Origin of the sequence: Prevotella sp., assembly GCF_051059605.1 — a bacterium.
Lineage (GTDB): Bacteria > Bacteroidota > Bacteroidia > Bacteroidales > Bacteroidaceae > Prevotella.
In genome coordinates this window covers 2,376,056-2,398,878 of sequence record NZ_CP050883.1, presented here as the reverse complement: position 1 = coordinate 2,398,878, position 22,823 = coordinate 2,376,056, and the positions used below count along the sequence as shown (strand labels likewise).

The window sequence follows — 22,823 nt, the reverse complement described above, 5'->3', positions numbered from 1 at the left end:
TATATTATATAAACGCTCTTAAGCTTCAGCCATCTGTTTTCTGAATTGGCTTGGAGTTACGCCAACGTTTCTCTTGAAGTAACGATTGAAATGTTGGCTGTATTGAAATCCGAGATGATATGCTATTTCGTTTATTGTGTCCTCAGAACTTGCAAGTTCTTCTTTAGCAAGGTCTATAATCTTGCTTTGTATGTGGTCCTGTGGAGTCTTTCCTGTCTCTTTTTTTACTAAATCACCGAAGTAGTTGGGTGATAGGAAGCATTCCTCGGCAAAGTATTTCACAGATGGCAGACCGTCATGCAATGCTCTGTCTCCAGTGAAGTAGCTGTTAATCAGCTTTTCAAACTTGTCAAGAACATCACGATTGGCTGCTTTGCGGGTTACGAATTGTCTTTCATAGAATCGCATGCAATAATCAAGCAGCAACTCTATGTTTCTGCAAATCAGTTTTTTGCTGTGATTGTCTATCGGACGGTCAAGTTCCAATTTTATTCTATTAAGGCTATCTTTGAATATAGCCTTTTCGTCTTCGCTTAGGTGTAATGCCTCACGTGAAGAATAATCGAAAAAAGCGTATTGCTTTATGTCGTGACCAAGTGATGTTCCACGGATAAGGTCGGGATGAAAGATAAGTCCAAGTGCCTGTGGCTTATAATCTTTTGCTGGTTTGAAATGTACCACTTGCCCAGGTGCGAAGGATGTCACGGTACCTTCTTGGTAATCGTAGGGTTGGCGTCCGTATGTGATGTCGCCGCACATAGTTTGCTTAAGCCAAACGGAATAGACTTCATATTCCAAAGTCTTTTCTTTTCTGACTTCTTGATAATTAGCTTCAGACATATCAATTACAGCAATCAGTGGGTGCTTTGTCTCAAGTCCCATCATCTCGTTGTATTTATCAACGGAGTCTATAATAACAACATCATTCTCTGCCATATTTACTTGAATATAATTTTATGGTTGCAAAGATAAGAATAATCCAGCAACATTTAGTTATATAAATTACGGATAATCCAACCATTTTTACATTATCATGGTTGCCGACGTCCGTGTCCCAAATTCAGATAATGACCTGTTTTCCTCAACTTTCTAGTTTTCTGTGTTTGCAAATGAGTTCCAAATCCTATTATGCTTGCTGCCGTTAAGCCAAGCCATGTATCGAGTATCGTTGTCGGTAATAATATTTTTTCATTTAAGGTTAGGTAGATTTTTATGCAAATATAATGAAATTATTAGTATAAACACCTTTCATATCTTAACTTTTTACTACCTTTGCCCCGAAATATTAATTTAAGGATGAATAAGAAGCAAATTCTTCTGATAAATGATATGGCGGGATACGGCAAAGTTGCCACAGCAGCAATGCTTCCGATATTGTCTTATTTCGGACATCCCACATACAATCTTCCCACAGCCTTAGTGTCTAATACACTTGACTACGGAAAGTTTAATCTACTTGATACCACAGACTATATTAAAGGCGTGTTCCCCGTATGGAAGGAACTGGGATTCACTTTTGATGCCATCGCCACAGGATTTATAGCCAGCGAGCGTCAAGCCGACATAGTGTCGCGCTATTGCTTGGAACAAGCGTCAACTGGAACTACGATTTTTGTGGATCCTATTATGGGCGATGAGGGTAAATTGTATAATGGAGTGACTTCAGCAGCGATAAAAAGTATGCGTGAGATGTTGAGTGTTGCTCATTTATGTTACCCAAACTATACAGAAGCATGCTACCTTACCGGACGCGAATATAAAGCCGAAGGTGTTACAGAAGATGAGGCTCACAGCCTTCTTGAACATTTGCGCAAGATTGGCTCTAAGTCAGTTCTCATAACAAGTATAACAGTTGATGGACAACCTTCAGTGGTTGGATACAATAACATACATAACGAGTATTTCAAATTATGTTATGATGAGATTCCTGTTCATTTCCCTGGCACTGGAGATATTTTCTCGGCTATACTTATCGGGCATCTGCTTGACGGTGAGTCGTTGAAAGATTCAACCAGAAAGGCTATGGACGGTGTCTACAAACTTATTGACCTGAATAAAGACAATATAGATAAAAACAGGGGAATACCCTTGGAACAATATCTGAACATTTTATAATTAAAATGGACTGGATTAATAGTTTATTTAACATTCATTCTTCAATACAGACCTTAGTTATTCTTTCTTTAATTATCGCCTGTGGTCTGGCTCTTGGCAAAGTCAGAGTGATGGGAATATCACTTGGAGTAGCCTTTGTATTTTTCGTAGGTATCTTTGCCGGACACCTTGGGTTTACAATAGATCCTGTCTTATTGGATTATATTGAAACATTCGGACTGTCAATGTTTGTTTATTGCCTGGGACTTCATGTAGGACCTAACTTCTTTGGATCATTGCGGCATGAAGGTATGGCGCAGAATCTCTGGAGTTTGGCTGTTATCGTCTTTGGTACTGTCTTTGCCTTGTTACTTATTCCTTTAACAGGAGTAAGTCTGCCTAATATGGTAGGTTTGCTTTGTGGTGCTACGACAAATACTCCTGCTCTTGGTGCAGCCACTCAGGCTATAAATCATCTTGGAATGGCTAGTGGTAGCACAGCTTTAGCTACTGCTGTAACATATCCCCTTGGTGTACTTGGTGTAATATTTGCGATGCTATTCCTGCGTAAAGTCTTTGTAAAGCCTGAAGATTTAGCAGTTAAAAAGATAAATGAGGAGGATCATACATATATAGCACAGTTTGAAGTAGTTAATCCTGCTATTGGCGGAAAGTCTATTTCTGACGTCTCACGAATGACTCATCTTCGCTTTATCATATCACGTATATGGCGAGGTAAGGAAGTTATTGTTCCTATGGTTGAGACCAAGCTGATGGAAAATGACAGCTTGCTCGTTATTACCAATCGTGAAGATGAGGCTGCAATGGAAATACTCTTCGGAAAGAGAGTTAATAAAGACTGGAACGGAGAGAAGATTGACTGGAATGCTATAGACTCAAAGGTTGAGAGCCGAGTGTTGGTTCTCACAAGAACAGAACTCAATGGTAAGAGACTTGGTGAGCTGCATCTACGTACATCTTATGGAGTAAATGTGAGTCGTGTCACCCGTGGTGATATAAAACTTCTTGCAACAGATGATTTGCGATTGCAATATGGCGACAGAATTACTGTTGTTGGTCAGCATGATTCTGTGAATAATATGCAGGGGTATTTCGGGAATTCCGTTAAGACTTTGAATGAGCCTAATATTGGCAGCATATTACTTGGTATAATCCTAGGTTTGGGACTTGGCTGTATTCCTATCTCTTTACCAGGAATGGCTAGTCCAGTGCGTCTTGGTATTGCTGGTGGACCAATTATTATGGGTATAATTATTGGTGCTTTAGGACCGAAACTCCATTTTATATCATACACCACACGGTCTGCGTCACTGATGTTACGTAAGTTGGGACTTAGCATGTACCTTGCATGCTTGGGACTTGATGCCGGAAAAGACTTTTTCGCTACAGTTGTTCGCCCTGAAGGTATCGCTTGGGTAGGAATAGGTTTCCTTATAACCGTGGTGCCAATTATTGTCATAGGACTTATTGCATTGAAGACACATAAGTTTGATTTCGGTACTATCTGTGGAATACTTTGTGGAAGTATGGCAAATCCAATGGCATTAGGGTATGCCAATGATTCATTGAAAACTGATAGTGCAAGCATAAGCTATGCATCTGTATATCCACTTGGTATGTTTATAAGGGTTATTATTGCCCAAATGATTATAATGTTTCTGGCATAGTTAGTGCCTTTATTCGTATAATTAATCATACGAGAGTTCCAGCCTTTTTATTTTGTGGCTGTAGTTCTCCTATGTTTTTTAGCTAGCTTAGCTTTGTGGCTAAAAATAAAAATACAGTGGGCATTATATTTTGTAACGACGCTCTATAAAAATAATAGTAAAAATTAATTAATTTAATGTTAAGTCGTTGTAATAATAGGGGGATTTTGCTTTCTATTATAAATTTCTTATAAAAGGAATTGGATTGTAATATAAAATAATATACATTTGTTCTGTCAAAAGACAAATAATAGAGACAAATATAACCACTAATTTTTTAACTGTATGAAAAAAGGTATTTTTTTTGTTGTTTTAATTTTAACTTCCTGTTTAAACAGTTTTGCTCAATCTTCCAATGAAAGTGACAAGACTTATAGTAGTATTGCTGACAGATTTTATGTAGAGTTTGAAGCTAGTTCAGCTTTTAAACAGCATCATGTTACTCCGCTTTCAGCTTCAATAAATGTAGGTATAAACATTACGTCGCGTTTTTATGGTTTTGTACGTCTGGAAACTCCTTTGGGCTTATATAAAAAAGATGATAATAAAGCGTATTTCAATTCTACTAATCTAGGTGGTGGTCTTGGCTATACTTTATTCTATGAGCATAATACTAAAGATTACACTTGTCTTGACCTTAGGGCTAGCGTTACGAATAGTATAGGGAATGTTGATTGGAAGAATACAACCTACGATATAGGTTTATATGTAAGGACACGAACTCGCAAAAGTGATATAACTCCGTATGCTGGTATCGGATTCAGATATATTAATTCACACACAAATGATATAAGAGATATCTATAGTCCTTATATTGCGGTGGGTCTTAACTTTTAATTATAATTATTCTGACTGTAAGCTATCTTTTACTTTTTGCCAGTCCGCAAACTATTTTGTCTAGGTTGTAGAACTGTTCTTTGTTCATTTAGAGGGGGTGCATGCTTTATGATTACAAAATACAACTGCCAAGTTGTGTCGTTTTATGATGGAAAGTATTCAGTAAGTAAATTTGTCAAAGAACTGTTGTCTGAATCAGAGGGACTGGAGGATGTTAAATAGATACAGTAAAACAGAATCAGAATTTTCAAGGTTGTTTAAAAGTTCTGCTGAATTCCTCTGAATTCTCGGCAAAGATACTTCAAAATTTTTGCCCATGCAATCAGATTTTGGTTAGCCTGTTAGCCAAAGTTTTAATTACTAGTGTGTTATACATCGTAATACACGTGTGCACGCATGCGCACACTCTGGGTTTTTCGTAAAAACAAGCGTCGAAGTGTCTATCCTTTGAGCATCAATCTGTTAGACATCTTTTTGGATCGAATAAAGTGTCGGTTATTCGTCGGTAAAATAAAGGGAAAATGTTTCCTCATATTGTATTCCACTTTACGAAGTTTTTCTATGCGTTTGACGATGTTTTGCATTGCGTTTTACGAAGCAATAGGAGGTAAAACATCGTAGAAACGTTTGTGTTTCTATATGGAACTAGTTGCTTTTCTATATAGAAACGCATGCAAAACTTGAAATTTGGCCGTTAAATTACCGTCACTTTATTTAGTCGAATTCGTCGATAAAATATTGATAATCATTATGTTGACACTTCGACACTTATATTTTTCAAAACCCTAGGTGCGCGCGTGCTTACACGTACATTATATATGCAAAGATGGATGACATAGCTAAAAACACAAAAAACGAGGGAAAGTGCAAAGAAATAAATCGTCATGGGGAAATCTAGACTTAAAACATCTAATTAATCATACATTACACTAAAAGCTAATCATTTTAATTGGATACTAGTTGCAGAATATCAATATATTGAGTTGAACTTAGTGATAACAAAGTATGTATATACCCCCTAAGTTGACGAAGGATTAAAAATAGTACTAAATTACTGATTTGCGTACAAATGTTTATTGTGAATGGTATGCTATGTCGTAATTTTGCAGCATATAACTACAAATTCGTTGTACCTAAACATGAACAAGCAAAAACTAATTTATAGCATCGCCTCAATGATGCTTTGTGTGAGTGAAAACGCTTTTGCACAGCGTGATACGATAACAATAGACAGTTGGCAGTTTAGCAGAAGTTCGCTAAACCCCATTGATGCTACACAACAGCATGGTACTTGGAAAAACGTAATAATTCCTCATGACTTTCAGATAGAGCAACCATGGGTGGCTCCTTCTAAAGATGAGCATGCCGACAATTCTGATCAGGCTGCTAATGTGAAGAGTCGTTTGTCTGCACGTGGCTTTAAGGAAATGGGCATAGGATGGTATCGTAAGTCGTTTACTCCTGGACAAGACTGGAAAGGAAAACGCGCTATGTTGGAATTTGGTGGTATCATGCTTGTTGGTGATGTTTACCTAAATGGTGAACGCATAGGCGGAACAGAATACGGATATATCGGATTTGGTATAGATATTACTGATAAGATTAAATATGGTAGTGAGAATATTCTCGTAGTAAAAGCCGACACACGAAAAGAAAACAATTCAAGATGGTATACTGGTGGTGGATTGTTTAGGACTGTAAAGCTGATATTGACAGATAAACAACTCTATTTTTCACGCCATCCGCTTTATATTACCACGAAGGATAATAACACTGTAAATATTCAAGCTGAGATATATCGTTTTAGCAAGCAGAAGAATGGCAATGTGAAAGTACGCATTCTCGATGCCAGTGGAAACTTGGTAGCAGAGAAAGACAATGATGTGAGATTCTCACCACGTAGCCGTGACGCTGAATATAAATTGGAACCTATACACATTTCAAACGCAAATCTGTGGGATATAGATTCACCTTATTTATATACGGCAGAAGTTTCAGCATATGATGAAAATGGAAAGGCTACTGATAAGGTTACAGAACAGTTTGGTATACGTACCATTGAGTTTTCACCTGATTTTGGTTTTAAGCTAAATGGTAAGAAAGTTATACTGAAAGGTATTGCCAATCATAATAGTCTAGGAGCATTGGGAGCTGCAGCCTATCCTCGTGCTATAGAAAAAAGAATCAAACTTTTGAAAGAATTTGGTTTTAATCATATTCGTTGTTCACATAACCCATATAGTGAAGAACTTTATCAACTATGTGATAAATATGGAATACTTGTTGTTGATGAAGTCTATGATAAGTGGCTTACACAATATTCTGGTGGAAGAGAATCTTGGTCTAACCATTGGCAGTATGATATTCCTGAATGGATAGAGCGAGATAGAAATCACCCTTCTGTGATATTATGGAGTCTTGGAAACGAATTGCAGACATATCCAGATTTGCCATATAATGATTGGGGAGTAACTTCATATCGTTTGTTGAAAACGTTGCTTAACCGTTATGACAGTACACGTCTTACAACAGTGGCGATGCATCCAAGAGGGCGTAATTGGGAAACTGATTCGCTACCATGTGATTTGGCAATGATAACCGATATTCAGGCATATAACTATCGCTATATGTACTTCCCTGGTGATGGACGTCGATTCCCAAATATGATATTCTATCAGAGTGAGGCAAATATGCCGATGATGGGACCAAACTATTATGAGATGAATCTTGATAAAGTCGTTGGATTGGCTTATTGGGGAATGATAGACTATCTTGGAGAAAGTCTTGGATGGCCAAAGAAAGGTTGGGATAATGGTGTCTTTGATATCTCGTTGGAACCTAAACCGCAAGCTTATTTCCTGAAATCAATATTCTCAGATGAACCAGTTGTACATATAGGTATCGCTGATTCAAAAGAAGATGCAGAAATGTGGAATGGTGTAAAGTTTGATGGCGATCGTATTTCAGATCATTGGAATCGCAAGCCTGGAAATAAATATACTATATATACATATACAAATGCTGATGAGGTTGAATTATATCTTAACGGAAGAAGTCTTGGGATAAAGAAAAACTCTCTTGATCCAAAGACACGTAATAAGATAAAGTGGACTGACGTGGTGTACCAAAAGGGTATACTTGAAGCAGTAGCAAGGACCAATGGTAAAATGGTAGCACGTCATAAAATTGAAACTGCCGGAGAGCCAAAGGAACTCAAACTTATTCCAGATGTTGAGGATTGGAAAGCTGGTGGCAATAATTTGATGCATGTACGCATATTGGCGGTTGACCATAAAGGATTGCGCTCACCTATGGCAAACAGCAAATTGATGTTTGATATTTCTGGTGATGCTGACATCATTGGTGTAAGCAATGGAGACATTGCTAGCGATGAATTGACTGTTGGTAACTCTCGTAGCCTTTATAATGGTTCGGCTATGGTCATACTTCGTTCTGGTAACAAATCCGGGAAAGTAAAACTTAAGGTTAGCGGACAAGGATATAAGTCAAAGACCATAACATTATACTTAAAATAAAAGAATTTAGCGTTTATTTGTATTTTCGCACGTTTTTACCAATAAACGTACGAAAATACCGTTTAGCGTTAATTAAGTATATGTATATTTGCGACGAATTAACAAACTAAGCCTAAATAATAATAAATGAATCGTAGAAAATTGTTAAAAGGTACAGTATTACCAGTAGCTGTGATTAGTGCAGCTATGACTTTTACACCAGCGATTGGTGTGCAACATGCATTTGCCTTTACCCAACAGGTAGGACAAAATAATGTTCGCGGAACAATTGTAGATGAAAAAGGTGAAACTGTAATTGGAGCAACCGTAATGGTTGTTGGTTCTGCTTCAAACGGAACTGTGACAGACCTAGATGGTAATTTTTACTTGAATGTAAAGCCAGGTACAAAGTTAAAAGTTTCTTTTGTGGGTTACGACCCAATGATCGTAATTGCCAAGAACGGGATGAAAGTCACACTGAAGGAAAACACAAACAACTTGCAAACAGTTGAGGTTGTTGCCTATGGTGTTCAGAAAAAAGTTACCGTTACTGGTGCTCTCTCAAGTATTAAGGGTGAAGACCTAACTCGCACTCCTGTGAGTTCAGTTAACAATGTCCTAGCAGGTCAGTTGAGTGGTGTAACAACAGTACAATATTCTGGTGAACCAGGTAGTGATGCTGCAAGTGTGTATGTACGTGGTCAGGCAACTGTCAACCATTCGGAGCCTCTTGTTCAGGTGGATGGAGTTGAACGTACCATGGGAGATATTGACCCTGAGGAAATTGAAAATATTACAGTATTGAAGGATGCTTCTGCTACAGCTGTATTTGGTGTACGTGGTGCAAACGGTGTTGTCCTTATCACCACTAAACGTGGTAAAGAGGGTAAGGCTTCTGTTACAGCGAATACATCATTCTCTATATTGACTCCAACCAAGATGGTTCAGCAGGCTGATTCTTACGGCTATGCCACATTCTATAATAAGATGTGTGACAACGACGGTGTTGCGCATGTATTCTCAGATGAAATAATTGAAAAATTCCGTACAGGCAGTGATCCGATTCGTTTCCCAAGTATTAAGTGGGATGACTATATTATGAAAAATTCTACCATCCAGACAAAGACAAATGTAAGCATTAGTGGTGGTACAAAGACTATGCGTTACTTTGTTAATGCTGGTATGTACACACAAGGTGGACTCTTTAAAGAATTTGGACAGGATTACAATTTCGGATATCAATACAGCCGTTTCAACTATCGTGCTAATCTAGACTTGGATGTAACTAAAACAACAACATTATCATTCAATATTGCAGGTAATGTTGATAATTCTAACAAACCTCATACAGGTCAGGGCGCCAGTGGAATGGTTCAGGCTCTTTATCAGGCAACTCCATTCTCAAGTCCAGGTATTATTGATGGCAGATATGTAGAGACAACAACTGATTATTCTGATTTAAGATTACCATTTGTTGGTGGAAGTGGTATTACTTATTATGGTAATGCTGGTGTTAATGGCGGTTTTTTCCAATACAGTAATAATAAACTTCAGCTGGATGCACAGTTGAACCAGAAACTTGATATGATAACCAAGGGTCTTTCTTTTAAGATTAAGGGTTCGTACAATAGTTTGTTTGGCTCTACAAAGGAAGGCTCACGTGCTATGGCTTCATATTATCCAGTATTAAAAAAGGATGGTTCAATAGGATATAAAATCTCTGGTCAGACAGGTCAGATTGCTTATTCTGAATCAACAGGTAGAGATCGTGACTGGTATTTTGAGACATCCCTTACATATAACCGTTCTTTTGGATTGAATAATGTCGGTGCTTTGATATTGGTTAACCAAAGTAAAAACTATTATCCTTCAACATTCTCTGATATTCCACAAGGATATGCTGGTATTGTAGGTCGTTTGACATACGACTGGAATAACCGATATATGGCAGAGTTCAATATTGGTTATAATGGTTCTGAAAACTTCGCACCTAACAAACGTTATGGTACATTCCCTGCAGGTTCTTTAGGTTGGGTAGTCAGTGACGAGTCTTTCTGGAAACCATTGAAGAAAGTAGTAAGTTTCCTTAAACTTCGTGTAAGTTACGGTCTTGTTGGTAATGATATGATAGGTGGTAGTCGCTTTATGTATCTTGATGACCCATACAATGTGAACAATTCAGGTGTATATGCTCGCGGTGGTCGTGGCTACAACTTCGGTATTGAGAATAATACGATATCTAAGGGAGCTTACGAAATGTCAAGAAACAATCCTGATGTTACATGGGAAAAGGCATTTAAGCAAGACTACGGTGCAGACATCTATTTCATAAAAGACAAACTCCGTGCTACTGTTGATTATTATAAGGAACATCGTACTGATATTCTCTTCCATGATGCGACCGTACCTTCTATTATTGGCTTTACATCTCCTGCCGAGAATATTGGTATTGTTGACAGTTGGGGTTATGAATTGTCTCTTAAATGGAATGATAAACTAGGAAAAGATTTCTTGTATTGGGCTGGTGTAAATCTAAGCTATAATCAGAATGAAGTCAAGGAAGAAAAGGAAGCTCCTCAAAACAATCTGTATCAGTATGCTAAGGGACATCGTATCGGAGCACGCTCAGAATACAAATTCTATCGTTTCTATGATGCAGAGACTCCTGCTCTTTATGAAAAGGAATTTGGTGAGAAGTTCCCTACTCAGCTTGCAGGTGATAAATTAAAGCCTGGCGACGCAGTTTATGTTGACCTTGATCATAATGGAAAAATAGACGGCAATGATATGAGTCGCGATTATGGTTACACTGATGATCCTGAATATGTAATGGGTGTAAACTTTGGTTTTACATATAAGAATTTGTCAATAAGCACTCAGTGGACTGGTGCATGGAATGTAAGTCGAATGATAGATGATGTATTCCGTGAGCCATTTGTGAACCGTACTGGAAATACTCAAGGAGGTTTGCTGCAGTACCATATAGATAACACTTGGAATGCAGAGAATCCTGGTCAGGATTATGAATATCCACGCGCAACTTTGGAAAATGCAAGCAATAACTATGTTACATCTACTTTGTATGAAAAAGATGCCAAGTATCTTCGTTTGAAAACTTTGCAGGTGGCTTATGATTTCCACATGGCATTTATGAAGAAGTTGGGATTACATCAGCTTCAGCTTTCATTCAGTGGTTACAATCTCTTAACTTTCACTCCTTATAAATGGGGAGATCCTGAAACAAGAGCAAGTGGCTCACCTTCTTATCCACTTCAGAAGACATATACATTCTCTTTAAAGGTGGGATTCTAATGCAAAAATATATATTTTTGCTCAAAACAACAAAAAATGCAAATTAATATGAAACTAAATAATAAGACATTTATTGGAGCATTCCTAACATTGTCTTTAGCCTTAGGATTTGGTTCTTGTACAGATGATATTGCCTTTGGCAATAAATTCCTTGGAAAGTCTCCAGGTACTGATGCTACAATTGATACAGTGTTTAATAATGCTGAATATACACGACAGTTCCTTGTTGGCACTTATGCACAGCAATATTATGGTCTACCTTATAAAAGCGATCGTAGCTCTGCAGGTTATTGGAATGGAAAGTTCGATGCTCTTACAGACTGTTGGCAATTGCATTTTCCAAAATCATCAGTATATCTATCATATTATTCTGGTCAGCTGACTGCAACATCGGGTAGTTCTTCTGTTTTTGGTTATCTTAATGAGAATTGTTGGGAACTGATACGTTCTGCTTATTTACTTCAAGAGAACATCGGTAGAACACCAAATATGGAGGAAACAGAAAAGAGTCAGATGAAGGCAGAGACTAAATGCCTCATTGCTTCTACATATTTTAATATGTTCAGAATATATGGTGGACTTCCTATCGTAAAACGCAGTTTTAACGTTGGTGAGACTTCTTATGATTTACCACGTGCTTCGGTTGAAGAGACGGTAAACTTTATGGTTGACTTACTTGATGAGGCTTCTAAAGTTTTACCTTGGACACCTGAAGACCCAACTTCTGAAACTGGTAGATGGACAAAAGCTGCAGCTATGGCTTTGAAATGTCAGATTTTGCAATTCGCAGCTTCACCTTTGTTTAATTCAGATAAACCATATTATGGTTCAACTTATTCTATGACGGATAGTAGTCCTGTATGGTATGGAAACTATAGTAAGGACCGTTGGACACGTTGCAAGACTGCCTGTGAGGATTTCTTGCAGCAGTTGAATGCGAATGGAGGTTATTCTCTTGTTCAACCTGCTACAAATACTATTGAGGGTTATCGCTATGCATTCCGCTATGGTTATGTAAATCAGAATAGTCCTGAAGTGATATTTGCAACACGTGTATCTTCTTTTGGTAAAGACACACAATATCAGTGGACACAGCTTGGTGGAGGAATGAATGAACGTTATGCTTATACTCCAACTCAGGAATATGTAGAAATGTTCCCTTGGGCAGACGGAAAGCCATTTAATTGGGCTGAAACAGAAAAGGCGGGGAAATTAGATCAGATGTTTGTAAAGGGTGATACTACCGCTACAAAACAGGAACTACAGCATCGCACTTATACACGTGATCCACGCCTTTATGAAACTGTTATGGTAAATGGTGACCTAGAAACATCTTCACTAAACTCTGGAAAAGTGAGCGGCAATAACTTCGAGTTGTGGGATGGTGGTTCACGTGCGTTGAACGGTCCTTCTACACAAAGTGGATACTTTGCTACTGGATATGGTAATAACAAATATATCACTGGTACAAATAATGTATATTTGCGTGCTCAGCCTCAATGGGTTGTTCTTAGTTTGAATGACTTTTATCTTACTTATGCAGAAGCATTGTTGCAAGCTGATGATAATTTCACAGACGCCTTGCAATATGTTGATAAGATTCGTGCACGTGTAGGTCTTAAGCGACTAGTCGAATGTAATCCTGATAAGGATTTGACATCAAACAAGACAAATCTTTTGAATGAGATTCTCCGTGAGCGTGTATGTGAACTTGGTATGAGTAACTCTCGTTATTTTGATGTAAAGAGATATAAACTTGGTGATGAGGTGCTTTCAAAGCAGTTGCATGGCTTGAGAATGTATCGTTTGAGAAAGGTTGATGGACAATGGATTCACGTAAATGATATAAAAGATGCCAATACACAATGGTGGAATGGTGATAAGGTGACGGATAAGGGTAGTAACAAGAATCCTGGTTTCTACGAACCAACTCATTTTGATTATCAAAAGTTTGAGCTAAATAACCGATCTCGTACATGGTGGTCTGGTTATGATCCAAAGTGGTATCTTGAGCCATTCCCACAGACGGAAGTTAACAAGGGGTATGGTTTGACTCAAAATCCTGGTTGGTAATTTAAAGTTAATTGTTAACAATTAAAAAGTTAATAGCAATAATGAATAAGAATAATATATTAGTGTTGGCTATGTTGGCAAGCCTTGGCTTGCCAGCTGCAGCACAGAAAGATACAACTGCATTCAAGGACCAATTAGTTGATGTTGGCGCCGACGTGAATTTTTCACGTGAACAGTCTACGGCTGCTGTTTCTATTATCACAAATAATACGACAGATAAGCGTAGTGCAAGGAACATCGGTAATTCTATTATAGGTCAGGGACTTGGTCTTGTTTCTTTGCAGAATGCAGGTAATTATGCTGCACAGAATCCTACATTTTATGTACGTGGATTGCAGAGTCTATCAGGTAGTTCACCTCTGATACTTGTAGATGGTATCGAACGTGAAATTGATAATATTTCTCCTGAGGAAGTTGAGTCTGTACAGATATTGAAAGATGCTGCTGCTGTTGCGTTGTACGGATATAAGGGTACAAATGGTGCTGTTTTGATAACAACAAAACGTGGTAAGTATAATTCTCAGGAAGTAAAGTTTACATACGATCATGTGTGGAACTTTATGGCAAACAAACCTAAGTTTGTTGATGCATCTACTTATGCACAGGCTGTAAATGAGGCTCGTGGTAATGATGGATTAGCTGCAAAATATTCTGATGCTGAAATTGCTGCATTCCAAAATGGTACATACCCTACAATGTATCCTAATGTAAATTGGGTTGATGAAGCATTCCGCAATACTGGAGTAACTAATAAATTCAATATTGAGTTCCGTGGTGGTGCGAAAAAATTCCGCTACTATACAATGATTGATCTTATTTCAGATAAGGGATTTATTAAGAACTTTGATATGAATGACGGTTATTCAACACAGAATAAATATGTAAAGGGTAATCTTCGTACAAATTTGGATATAGACCTTTTCGAGACAACAAAATTGAAGGTTAACCTTCTTGGTGTTTTGGCAGAGGCAAGTCGTCCAGGTAATTCGGCTAATATATGGGATATGGTCTATTCTGTTCCTTCTGCTGCTTTCCCTATAAAGAATGATAATGGCACTTGGGGTGGTAACGCTACATGGGATGGAACTGTGAATCCTGTTGGACAAAGTGCTGGTGCAGCTTATACGAAGAATCATTCAAGAAGTCTTTTCTCTGATGCAACTCTTACTCAGAATCTTTCTGATTGGTTGGAAGGTTTGGGTGCGACATTAAGAGTTTCTTATGATAACTCTTCAAATATATTAGAGAATCATAGCAAAGGATATGCATACGGAATGAATAGTGCTACTTGGGCAGCTGATGGAACAGCTACAGCAGGAACATTATATACTGGTGGTGCAGAGACAGCAATGGGAGACGGTGCTACGACAAATAGTTTCAGTAAACGTTTCCATTTTGATGGTGGATTTAACTACAATAATACATTTGGCAATCATTCAGTATATTCTCAGTTAAAATGGGATTATGAATATGAAGAGACAGATGGTATAAACACGGTACTTTATCGTCAGGATGCGTCTTGGTATACTCATTATGGTTTCAAAAGTCGTTATTTTGCAGATTTAGCTCTTGTAGAATCTGGATCAAGCAGACTTGCGCCAAGTACCAAATGGAATTTTTCACCTACTTTGTCTGCCGCTTGGGTTATATCAAAGGAAAAATTCATGAAGAATGTTTCTTGGGTTAACTTCTTGAAACTACGTGCTTCTGCAGGTATAATCAATGCTGACTTCTTACCAAATAATACATGGACATACTATACTCAGCAGTATACAATGACAGGAGGAACATATCCTTTTAGTGAGGATTGGAAATCTTCTTTTGGTCGTACAACTCTTGATCGTTATGCCACAGAGCATCCTTCTCACGAAAAAGCTTATAAGTATAATGTAGGTGTTGAGGCTACTCTTTTTCACGGATTGGATGTAACTCTAGAAGGATATTTTACACGTCATAATAATATATGGATAACTTCTGACGGTAAATATACAGATGTTATTGGTCAGGATGCTCCTTATGAGAACGGTGGTGTTGTTGATAATTCTGGTTTTGAAATTGGACTCGATTACAACAAGACAATCAGTGAAGTTACATTTAACGTAGGTGGTAACTTCAACTATAATCATAATAAGATTAAGGAACAATATGAGGAACCACGTCTTTACAGCAACCTTGTACAGACTGGTCACCAATTAGGTCAGATTTATGGTTTGAAGGCAATCGGACTCTTCAAGGATGCTGCTGATATTGCAGCAAGCCCTAAGCAGAATTTCTCTACAGTTCAACCTGGTGATATCAAATATCTTGATGTTAACGGCGATAATATTATCGATGCAAATGATAAGTGTGCAATCGGTCATAGTACAACTCCAGGTATGTATTATTCTTTGCATCTAGGTGCTGAATATAAAGGATTTGGTTTCTATTGTCTTTTCCAGGGAACAGGTCTTTATTCAGGAGTACTTAATACAAAGAGTATGTATTGGCCACTCATAAATAATACAACTATATCACAGTATTATTATGATAACCGTTGGACAGCAGATAATCAGAATGCAAAATTCCCTCGTCTAAGTAATGAGAATAATGCAAACAATTATCAGACAAGTACTTTATGGTTGGTAAACCGTTCTTTCTTTAAACTTCGTAATATCGAGCTTTATTATAACTTGCCTAAGTCTATACTCGAAAAGACTGGTTTTGTTAATGGAGCTAAAGTTTACGTTCGTGGAACAGACTTGTTCAGTATTGATCATATGGATGTCTCAGATCCTGAGTCTTATGGTGCGACAAATCCATTGACAAGAAGTATTGTCGCAGGTCTTTCAGTTACATTCTAATAAATAAAAACGAGTGAAAATATGAAACTAAATAATATACTTTGTTCTTCGCTTGCTGTTCTTGCTCTTGTTTCATGCAATGACAAGATGAACTATAACGAGTACAATATTTATGATAAGGATTATGTATCAAAGACATTCAGCAATGTTGGTGGCTTTATGACAGATATATATAATACTATCGATTATGATTATGGAAGTTATGGAAATGCTATCATGGGTAGTACTACTGATGAATCAGAGTTTGCTGTAAGTGGTACATCTATTGACGACTTCTTTAATGGAGCATGGAGTGCTACCAATGCAAAGAGTTCTGTTTGGAGCAGTATGTATACAGGAATCAATATTTGTAATCAGGTTATGGATAAGTTTGTTGGACTTACTTTTCCTGATTATGAGATGAACTCTGACTATGATAAGCAAATGGCGCGCTATAATAATTATAAATGGGAAGCTCGTTTCTGGCGTGCTTATTTCTATTTTAATTTAGCAAAACAATATGGTGGTGTGCCATTGATAACAAAAGTGCAGTCAACAGATATTACTAATACAACGCCAAGAGCAACATCTGACGAAACATTTAAATTTATTATTGATGAGTGTAATCTTGTACAAGATAGTATAGTTAAGAATCCTGCTGATTTCAACTTGCCTTCAGAAATTGATAATGGTCGTGCTAGTCGTATTACAGTCTTGGCATTGAAGGCTCGTGCTGCCTTGTATTGGGCTAGTCCGCTATTTAATCCTCAAGGTGATAAGGAACGTTATCATACAGCTGCATTATATACTAAACAACTCTTTGATGAATGTAAGGAGAGAGGTATAGATCTTACGGCTAATTATGCTGATCTATGGTCGACAAATAACTGGAAAGATACAAATATAACTAAGGAAATCATTTTTGGCAGACGTATCTACGGTTCTGGATCAAATGGTGCTTCAAATACCTTTGAAAGCCGCAACTATCCTGCTGGTATTGAAGGTGGAAATGGTGGAAACTGTCCTACTCAGAATCTAGTTGATGCTTATGACATGAAGGCTACCGGACTTGGTATAGGTGAAGCTGGAAGTGGTTATGTAAGTTCAAATCCTTATGCTGGTCGTGATCCACGTTTGGATGCTACCGTTGCTAAGAACGGTGATGTTTGGCCAACATATCAAAAAGCTAAACTTGAAACTTTCTATGGTGGTGTAAATGCACAGCCTCTTTCTGGAGGAACCTTAACTGGTTACTATGTGAAGAAGCTATGTCATGGTGCAATTAATCTTACTGCCAATAGTAAATATAAAGTTGATAACCATACTTGGGTTACATTCCGTCTAGGTGAATTCTATCTAAATTATGCTGAGGCTGTATTCAAGTATCTTGGTAGTGCTGATGCTACATCTGCAGAATTCCCAATGTCGGCACGTGAAGCTGCAAGTAAGACTCGTGTTCGTGCAGGTATGCCAGCGTTCCCTGTAGGTATGGGTGATGCTTTCTGGGCAAAATACACTAACGAGCGTTTTGTTGAACTTGCCTTTGAAGGACATCGTTTTTGGGATGTACGTCGTTGGAAGGAAGCAGACAAGTATTTCAAGGAAATAAAGGAAATGAAACTTACGAAGAATGCTGATGGATCAATTTCTTACACTCCTAACACAGTGACTCGTCAGTGGGATGACAAGATGTATCTTTTCCCAATTCCACAGACCGAAATACAAAAGAATAAAAATCTTACTCAAAATCCTGGATGGAAATAGATTTGATTTATAATGAATAATATGATTAAAAAAATATTATTATCTTTACTATCTCTACTTATCGTGGCTGGCGCTTATGCTCAGCCACGATATATTTGGGGGAAGATGAAGCATGAAAACCTCAATCGTGGATTGGTTGCAATTCGTCAAAGTAATGGTGATGTAGCTGTTGCGTGGCGTATGCTGCGTGCTGATAGTAATAAATGTGGCTTCGATGTATATCGTAATGGTATTAAAATAAATAAAAAGAAGATAACAGGTGCAACATTCTTCACTGATACCACTCATGTTAATGGTAATATCGAGTATAAGGTAAAAGGAGGAAGTGTTGATGGTAGATATTTATTGAAAGCCGATGCTCCAAATGATTATATTCCAATAAAAATCAATAAACCTGAAGGTGGAATAACTCCAGACGGACAGAGATATGATTATTCTGCAAATGATGCAAGCATTGGTGATGTTGATGGTGACGGGCAATATGAAATTATTCTAAAATGGGATCCTACAAATTCTCATGATAACTCTCAGAGTGGATACACAGGCAATACATATCTTGATTGTTACACATTGGAAGGAAAGCAATTGTGGCGTATTGATTTGGGCAAGAATATCCGTTCTGGTGCTCATTATACTCCATTTATGGTTTATGACTTTGATGGTGATGGCAAGGCCGAAGTTATGATGAGAACTTGTGATGGAACAGTAGATGGATTAGGACATGTTATCGGGGATCCAAATGCTGATTGGCGTGAGACAGCAGAGAATAAATGGAGAGGAATAATAAAGCATGGCAATGAATATCTTACTGTTTTTGACGGATTGACTGGAAAAGCTCTTGCTACAGTTAATTATGTACCTTCACGTGGTAAAGTTGAAGATTGGGGTGATGACCATTCTAATCGTTCTGAACGTTATCTAGCAGGAGTTGGATATCTTGATGGCGTGCATGCAAGTGCGATATTCATTAGAGGATATTACACTCGTACCGTAGTTGCAGCATGGGATTGGGACGGAAAGCAACTTAAACAACATTGGGTTTTTGATACAAATAATCCTAAATGGAAAGATTATGCAGGTAATGGTAATCATAATATAAGAGTTGCAGATGTTGACGGTGATGGTTGTGACGAAATAACATTAGGTTCTGTAGCTATTGATAATGATGGTAATGGCTTATATAATACTCACATGGGACATGGTGATGCCATTCATCTTACTGCTTTTTATCCAGACTCAGACAAATTGCAAGTATGGGATTGTCATGAAAATCGTCGTGATGGAAGTGATTTCCGTGATGCAGCTACAGGTAAAGTAAAATTCCAAATACCGAGTAATGAAGATGTCGGTCGTTGTATGGCTGCTGATATAGACCCTACAAATCCAGGATTGGAAATGTGGAGTGCAGACAGCAAAGGTTTGCGTAATGTAAAAGGTGAAATTCTTAATGGAAGAGTTCGTTCCACTAACTTTGGAATTTGGTGGGATGGAGATCTTTTGCGTGAATTGCTAGACCATGAACGTGTGCTAAAATATGATTGGAAAGCAGGTCGTACGTATACATTGTTGCAGCTTAAGAACTGCAAATTTAATAACGGAACAAAGTCAAATCCATGTTTAAGTGCTGATATACTAGGTGACTGGCGTGAAGAAATTCTTACACGTGATGAAGCTAGCAGCGAACTTCGACTTTATGTTTCAACTATACCTACTACCCATCGTATAAATTGCCTTGAGGAGGATATTCCATATAGACTTGGTGTAGCTGCAGAAAACTCTGGTTATAATCAACCACCAGAGACAGGTTTCTATTTTGGTGCAGAATCTAAATTCTAGAAATATGAAAGTATCAAAGCGTTTATTCTTATTATTCATTATCTTTGCGATGACAGTATCTGCCGTTGCCCAAGAAATGAATTTTAAATTATCAAAGCAGTCTGAAACACCGTTTTACTTTTCAGTAAAGGTGCCTGACGGCAATTATAAGGTAACTGTTACACTTGGATCACGCAAAAAGAAGGCTATAACTACCGTTCGTGCTGAGTCACGAAGACTAATGGTCGAGAATAGTGCAACGCTAAAAGGACAATTCAAAACTTATGAGTTCATAGTTAACAAGCGTTCTCCAAGAATCAGTGATACAAAGAAGGTTATTCTTAAAGACAGAGAAAAATATTATCTTGATTGGGATGATAGTCTCACTCTTGAGTTTAATGGAGTTAATCCATGTGTAAAGAGCATCGAGATAAAACCAGACACCACCGCTCTAACTGTATTCTTATGTGGAAATTCGACGGTAGTTGATCAGAGCAAAGAACCTTGGGCTAGTTGGGGACAGATGGTAACACGTTGGTTTGGACCAAGTGTGTCTATTAGCAATCATGCTGAAAGCGGACTGACTGCTGGTAGCTTTTTGGCAGGAAACCGCCTTGACAAAATATTATGCATGATGAAGAAAGGCGATTATGTCATGTGCGAGTTTGGTCACAATGATCAGAAAGAGAAAGGACCTGGTTCTGGAGCTTGGTATAATTTCTCGTATAACTTGAAAAAGTTTATAGATGAGGTTCGTGCCAAAGGTGGAAATATCATATTTGTAACCCCAACTCAAAGACGCAGTTTTGACTTGTCTAACGTTCATATACAAGAAACTCATGGAGACTACCCAGATGCCATGCGTGCTGTGGCTCGTCGTGAAAACGTACCAGTTATAGAACTTCATGATATGACTCGTACCTTCTTCGAGACTTTGGGATTCGAAAACAGTAAGAAAGCTTTAGTGCATTATCCTGCTGGAACATTCAAGGGACAGGACAAGGCTCTTGCCGATAATACTCATTTCAATCCTTATGGTGCTTACGAAGTAGCCAAGATGATCGTAATGGGAATGAAGCAACTTAATCTTCCAATGGTAAAGGCTTTGCGTAATGATTGGAAGGATTACAGTCCTTCTTCTCCTGATGATTATAATAAATTTGTATGGTATCCAGCTCCAGTCAGTGATACTATAAAACCTGATGGAAATTAAAATATTTGATAATAGAACGATGATAATCAAAACAAAATTATTTTTCACTGCATTTTGTATGTTGGCATTGCCTTCAATGGCTCAGAATAATGTACCAAAACCATTGGCGGATGTTAACAATGTAGTTGATCTTACTCTTGACAGTCTTAACAAAGCGGAGACTGCCCGTATTCCTGCTGGTAGTAGTCGTAATGGAAACAATCCTGTATTGTTTCTTGTTGGTAATTCTACAATGCGTAATGGAACTTTAGGTAATGGTAATAACGGACAATGGGGCTGGGGATTCTTCGCTCATACATTTTTTGATGAGAATAAGATAACAGTAGAGAATCAAGCTTTGGGTGGAACAAGCAGCCGAACATTTTATAATAAGTTGTGGCCGGATGTAAGGAAAGCTCTTAAACCTGGTGATTGGGTTATAATTTCAATAGGTCATAATGATAATGGTCCTTATGATAGCGGACGTGCTCGTGCCAGTATTCCAGGAGTTGGTCATGATTCTCTGAATGTTACGATAAAGGAAACAGGAGTGAAAGAAACTGTTTATACTTATGGTGAATATATGCGTCGTTTCATTCGCGATTGTCGTGCTGTTGGTGCAAATCCTATTCTGATGAGTCTTACTCCACGTGATGCTTTTGATGAGAAAACAGGAAAGATTGTCAGAAAGATACATACTCAGTGGCTTATGCAGGTTGCAGCCGAAGAAGGTGTTCCTTTTATAGATCTCAATGAAATATCAGGAAAGAAACTTGATGGTTACAGCAAGTGGAAAGAAAAGTACTTCTTCTATGAGGATCACATTCACAGTAGCCGTTTTGGTGCAATGATGAATGCTAGGAGCGCAGCAGAAGGTATTGCTATGAGTGATAATCCTGCGTTGAAACCGCTTCAGAATATGATGCTTACAGTAGAACTTCCATCATATAAAGTTCAGCGAGAGAAGGGCAAACCTGTTGTTTGGTTTACTGGCGACAGTACTGTTAAGAATACAGACAAGGATAAAGATGGTATGTGGGGACTAGGTTCTCAGGCTTATACCGTATTTGATAAAGAGAAAGTAACATGTTATAATGCCGCTCAAGCAGGACGCTCTTCACGCACATATCTGAATGAGGGTCGTTGGGATAAGGTGTATAATTCATTGGAACCAGGAGACTTTGTGTTTATCCAATTTGGTCATAATGATATCGGTGGTATAGATAAAGAAAAGGAACGTGGTGTCATTCCTGGAGCTGCTGATACGTGTCATGTATATAAATCAGCTAAGGATGGTACTTATGAATTGGTTTATAGCTTTGGTTGGTATCTGAAGAAGTTTATTGATGATGTCCGTGAGAAGGGTGCAACACCAATCCTTGTTTCTCTTACACCACGTAATGAATGGACTAATGGTAAGATCGAACGCCGTAACGATTCTTATGGAAAATGGTATCGTGAGGTTGTCAGTCAGACAGGCGTTGAGTTTGTTGACTTGCATAACATTATGGCTGATTATCTTGATAAGAAATGCGGATGCAAGGAAAAGGCAGATAAATATTATAACCATGACCACACTCATTCTTCACTTTTGGGTGCAAAGACAAACGCAAACAATATTGCTAAGGGTCTGAAGGCTATACATAGTAAACTTGCTGGTTATTTAAAATAAATG

12 protein-coding genes are annotated in these 22,823 nt (G+C 37.9%); 11 read left to right on the top strand and 1 reads right to left on the bottom strand.

Translation table 11 applies throughout. The features are described from left to right. Positions 1-18: 18 nt before the first annotated feature. A complete protein-coding gene (locus HEQ28_RS09420) occupies positions 19-936 on the bottom strand; it encodes a helix-turn-helix domain-containing protein (RefSeq protein WP_434501979.1) in 918 nt (305 codons plus the stop codon). Between the two features lie 360 nt (positions 937-1,296). On the opposite strand from HEQ28_RS09420, the gene HEQ28_RS09415 reads away from it, so the two are divergent. The 11 genes from HEQ28_RS09415 (at position 1,297) to HEQ28_RS09365 (ending at position 22,820) form a co-directional block, all read left to right on the top strand. Continuing rightward, entirely contained in the window at positions 1,297-2,115 is an 819-nt protein-coding gene (locus HEQ28_RS09415) for a pyridoxamine kinase (protein ID WP_434501978.1), read from the top strand. A gap of 5 nt (positions 2,116-2,120) precedes the next feature. After that, complete coding sequence (locus HEQ28_RS09410; RefSeq protein ID WP_434501977.1) at positions 2,121-3,782, top strand: putative transporter; 1,662 nt, start codon at positions 2,121-2,123, stop codon at positions 3,780-3,782. A gap of 324 nt (positions 3,783-4,106) precedes the next feature. Further along, entirely contained in the window at positions 4,107-4,658 is a 552-nt protein-coding gene (locus HEQ28_RS09405) for a hypothetical protein (RefSeq protein WP_434501976.1), read from the top strand. 1,139 nt (positions 4,659-5,797) lie between these two features. After that, positions 5,798-8,194: a glycoside hydrolase family 2 protein gene (locus HEQ28_RS09400; protein WP_434501975.1), complete on the top strand. Its 2,397-nt coding sequence runs from the start codon at positions 5,798-5,800 to the stop codon at positions 8,192-8,194. A gap of 126 nt (positions 8,195-8,320) precedes the next feature. Further along, positions 8,321-11,485, top strand: coding sequence for a SusC/RagA family TonB-linked outer membrane protein (locus HEQ28_RS09395; RefSeq protein WP_434501974.1), 3,165 nt, complete (start codon positions 8,321-8,323; stop codon positions 11,483-11,485). A 48-nt stretch (positions 11,486-11,533) separates the two neighbouring features. After that, a complete protein-coding gene (locus tag HEQ28_RS09390; RefSeq protein WP_434501973.1) occupies positions 11,534-13,558 on the top strand; it encodes a RagB/SusD family nutrient uptake outer membrane protein in 2,025 nt (674 codons plus the stop codon). A gap of 41 nt (positions 13,559-13,599) precedes the next feature. After that, positions 13,600-16,398: a SusC/RagA family TonB-linked outer membrane protein gene (locus tag HEQ28_RS09385; protein ID WP_434501972.1), complete on the top strand. Its 2,799-nt coding sequence runs from the start codon at positions 13,600-13,602 to the stop codon at positions 16,396-16,398. 21 nt (positions 16,399-16,419) lie between these two features. Next, on the top strand, positions 16,420-18,141 hold the full coding sequence (locus HEQ28_RS09380; protein WP_434501971.1) for a RagB/SusD family nutrient uptake outer membrane protein: 1,722 nt from the start codon (positions 16,420-16,422) through the stop codon (positions 18,139-18,141). A gap of 21 nt (positions 18,142-18,162) precedes the next feature. Next, positions 18,163-19,977, top strand: a complete 1,815-nt coding sequence (locus tag HEQ28_RS09375) for a rhamnogalacturonan lyase (protein WP_434501970.1) — start codon at positions 18,163-18,165, stop codon at positions 19,975-19,977. Between the two features lie 49 nt (positions 19,978-20,026). Then, on the top strand, positions 20,027-21,169 hold the full coding sequence (locus HEQ28_RS09370) for a rhamnogalacturonan acetylesterase (protein ID WP_434504450.1): 1,143 nt from the start codon (positions 20,027-20,029) through the stop codon (positions 21,167-21,169). A 58-nt stretch (positions 21,170-21,227) separates the two neighbouring features. Beyond that, on the top strand, positions 21,228-22,820 hold the full coding sequence (locus tag HEQ28_RS09365) for a rhamnogalacturonan acetylesterase (RefSeq protein WP_434504449.1): 1,593 nt from the start codon (positions 21,228-21,230) through the stop codon (positions 22,818-22,820). The last annotated feature ends 3 nt before the right edge of the window (positions 22,821-22,823 follow it).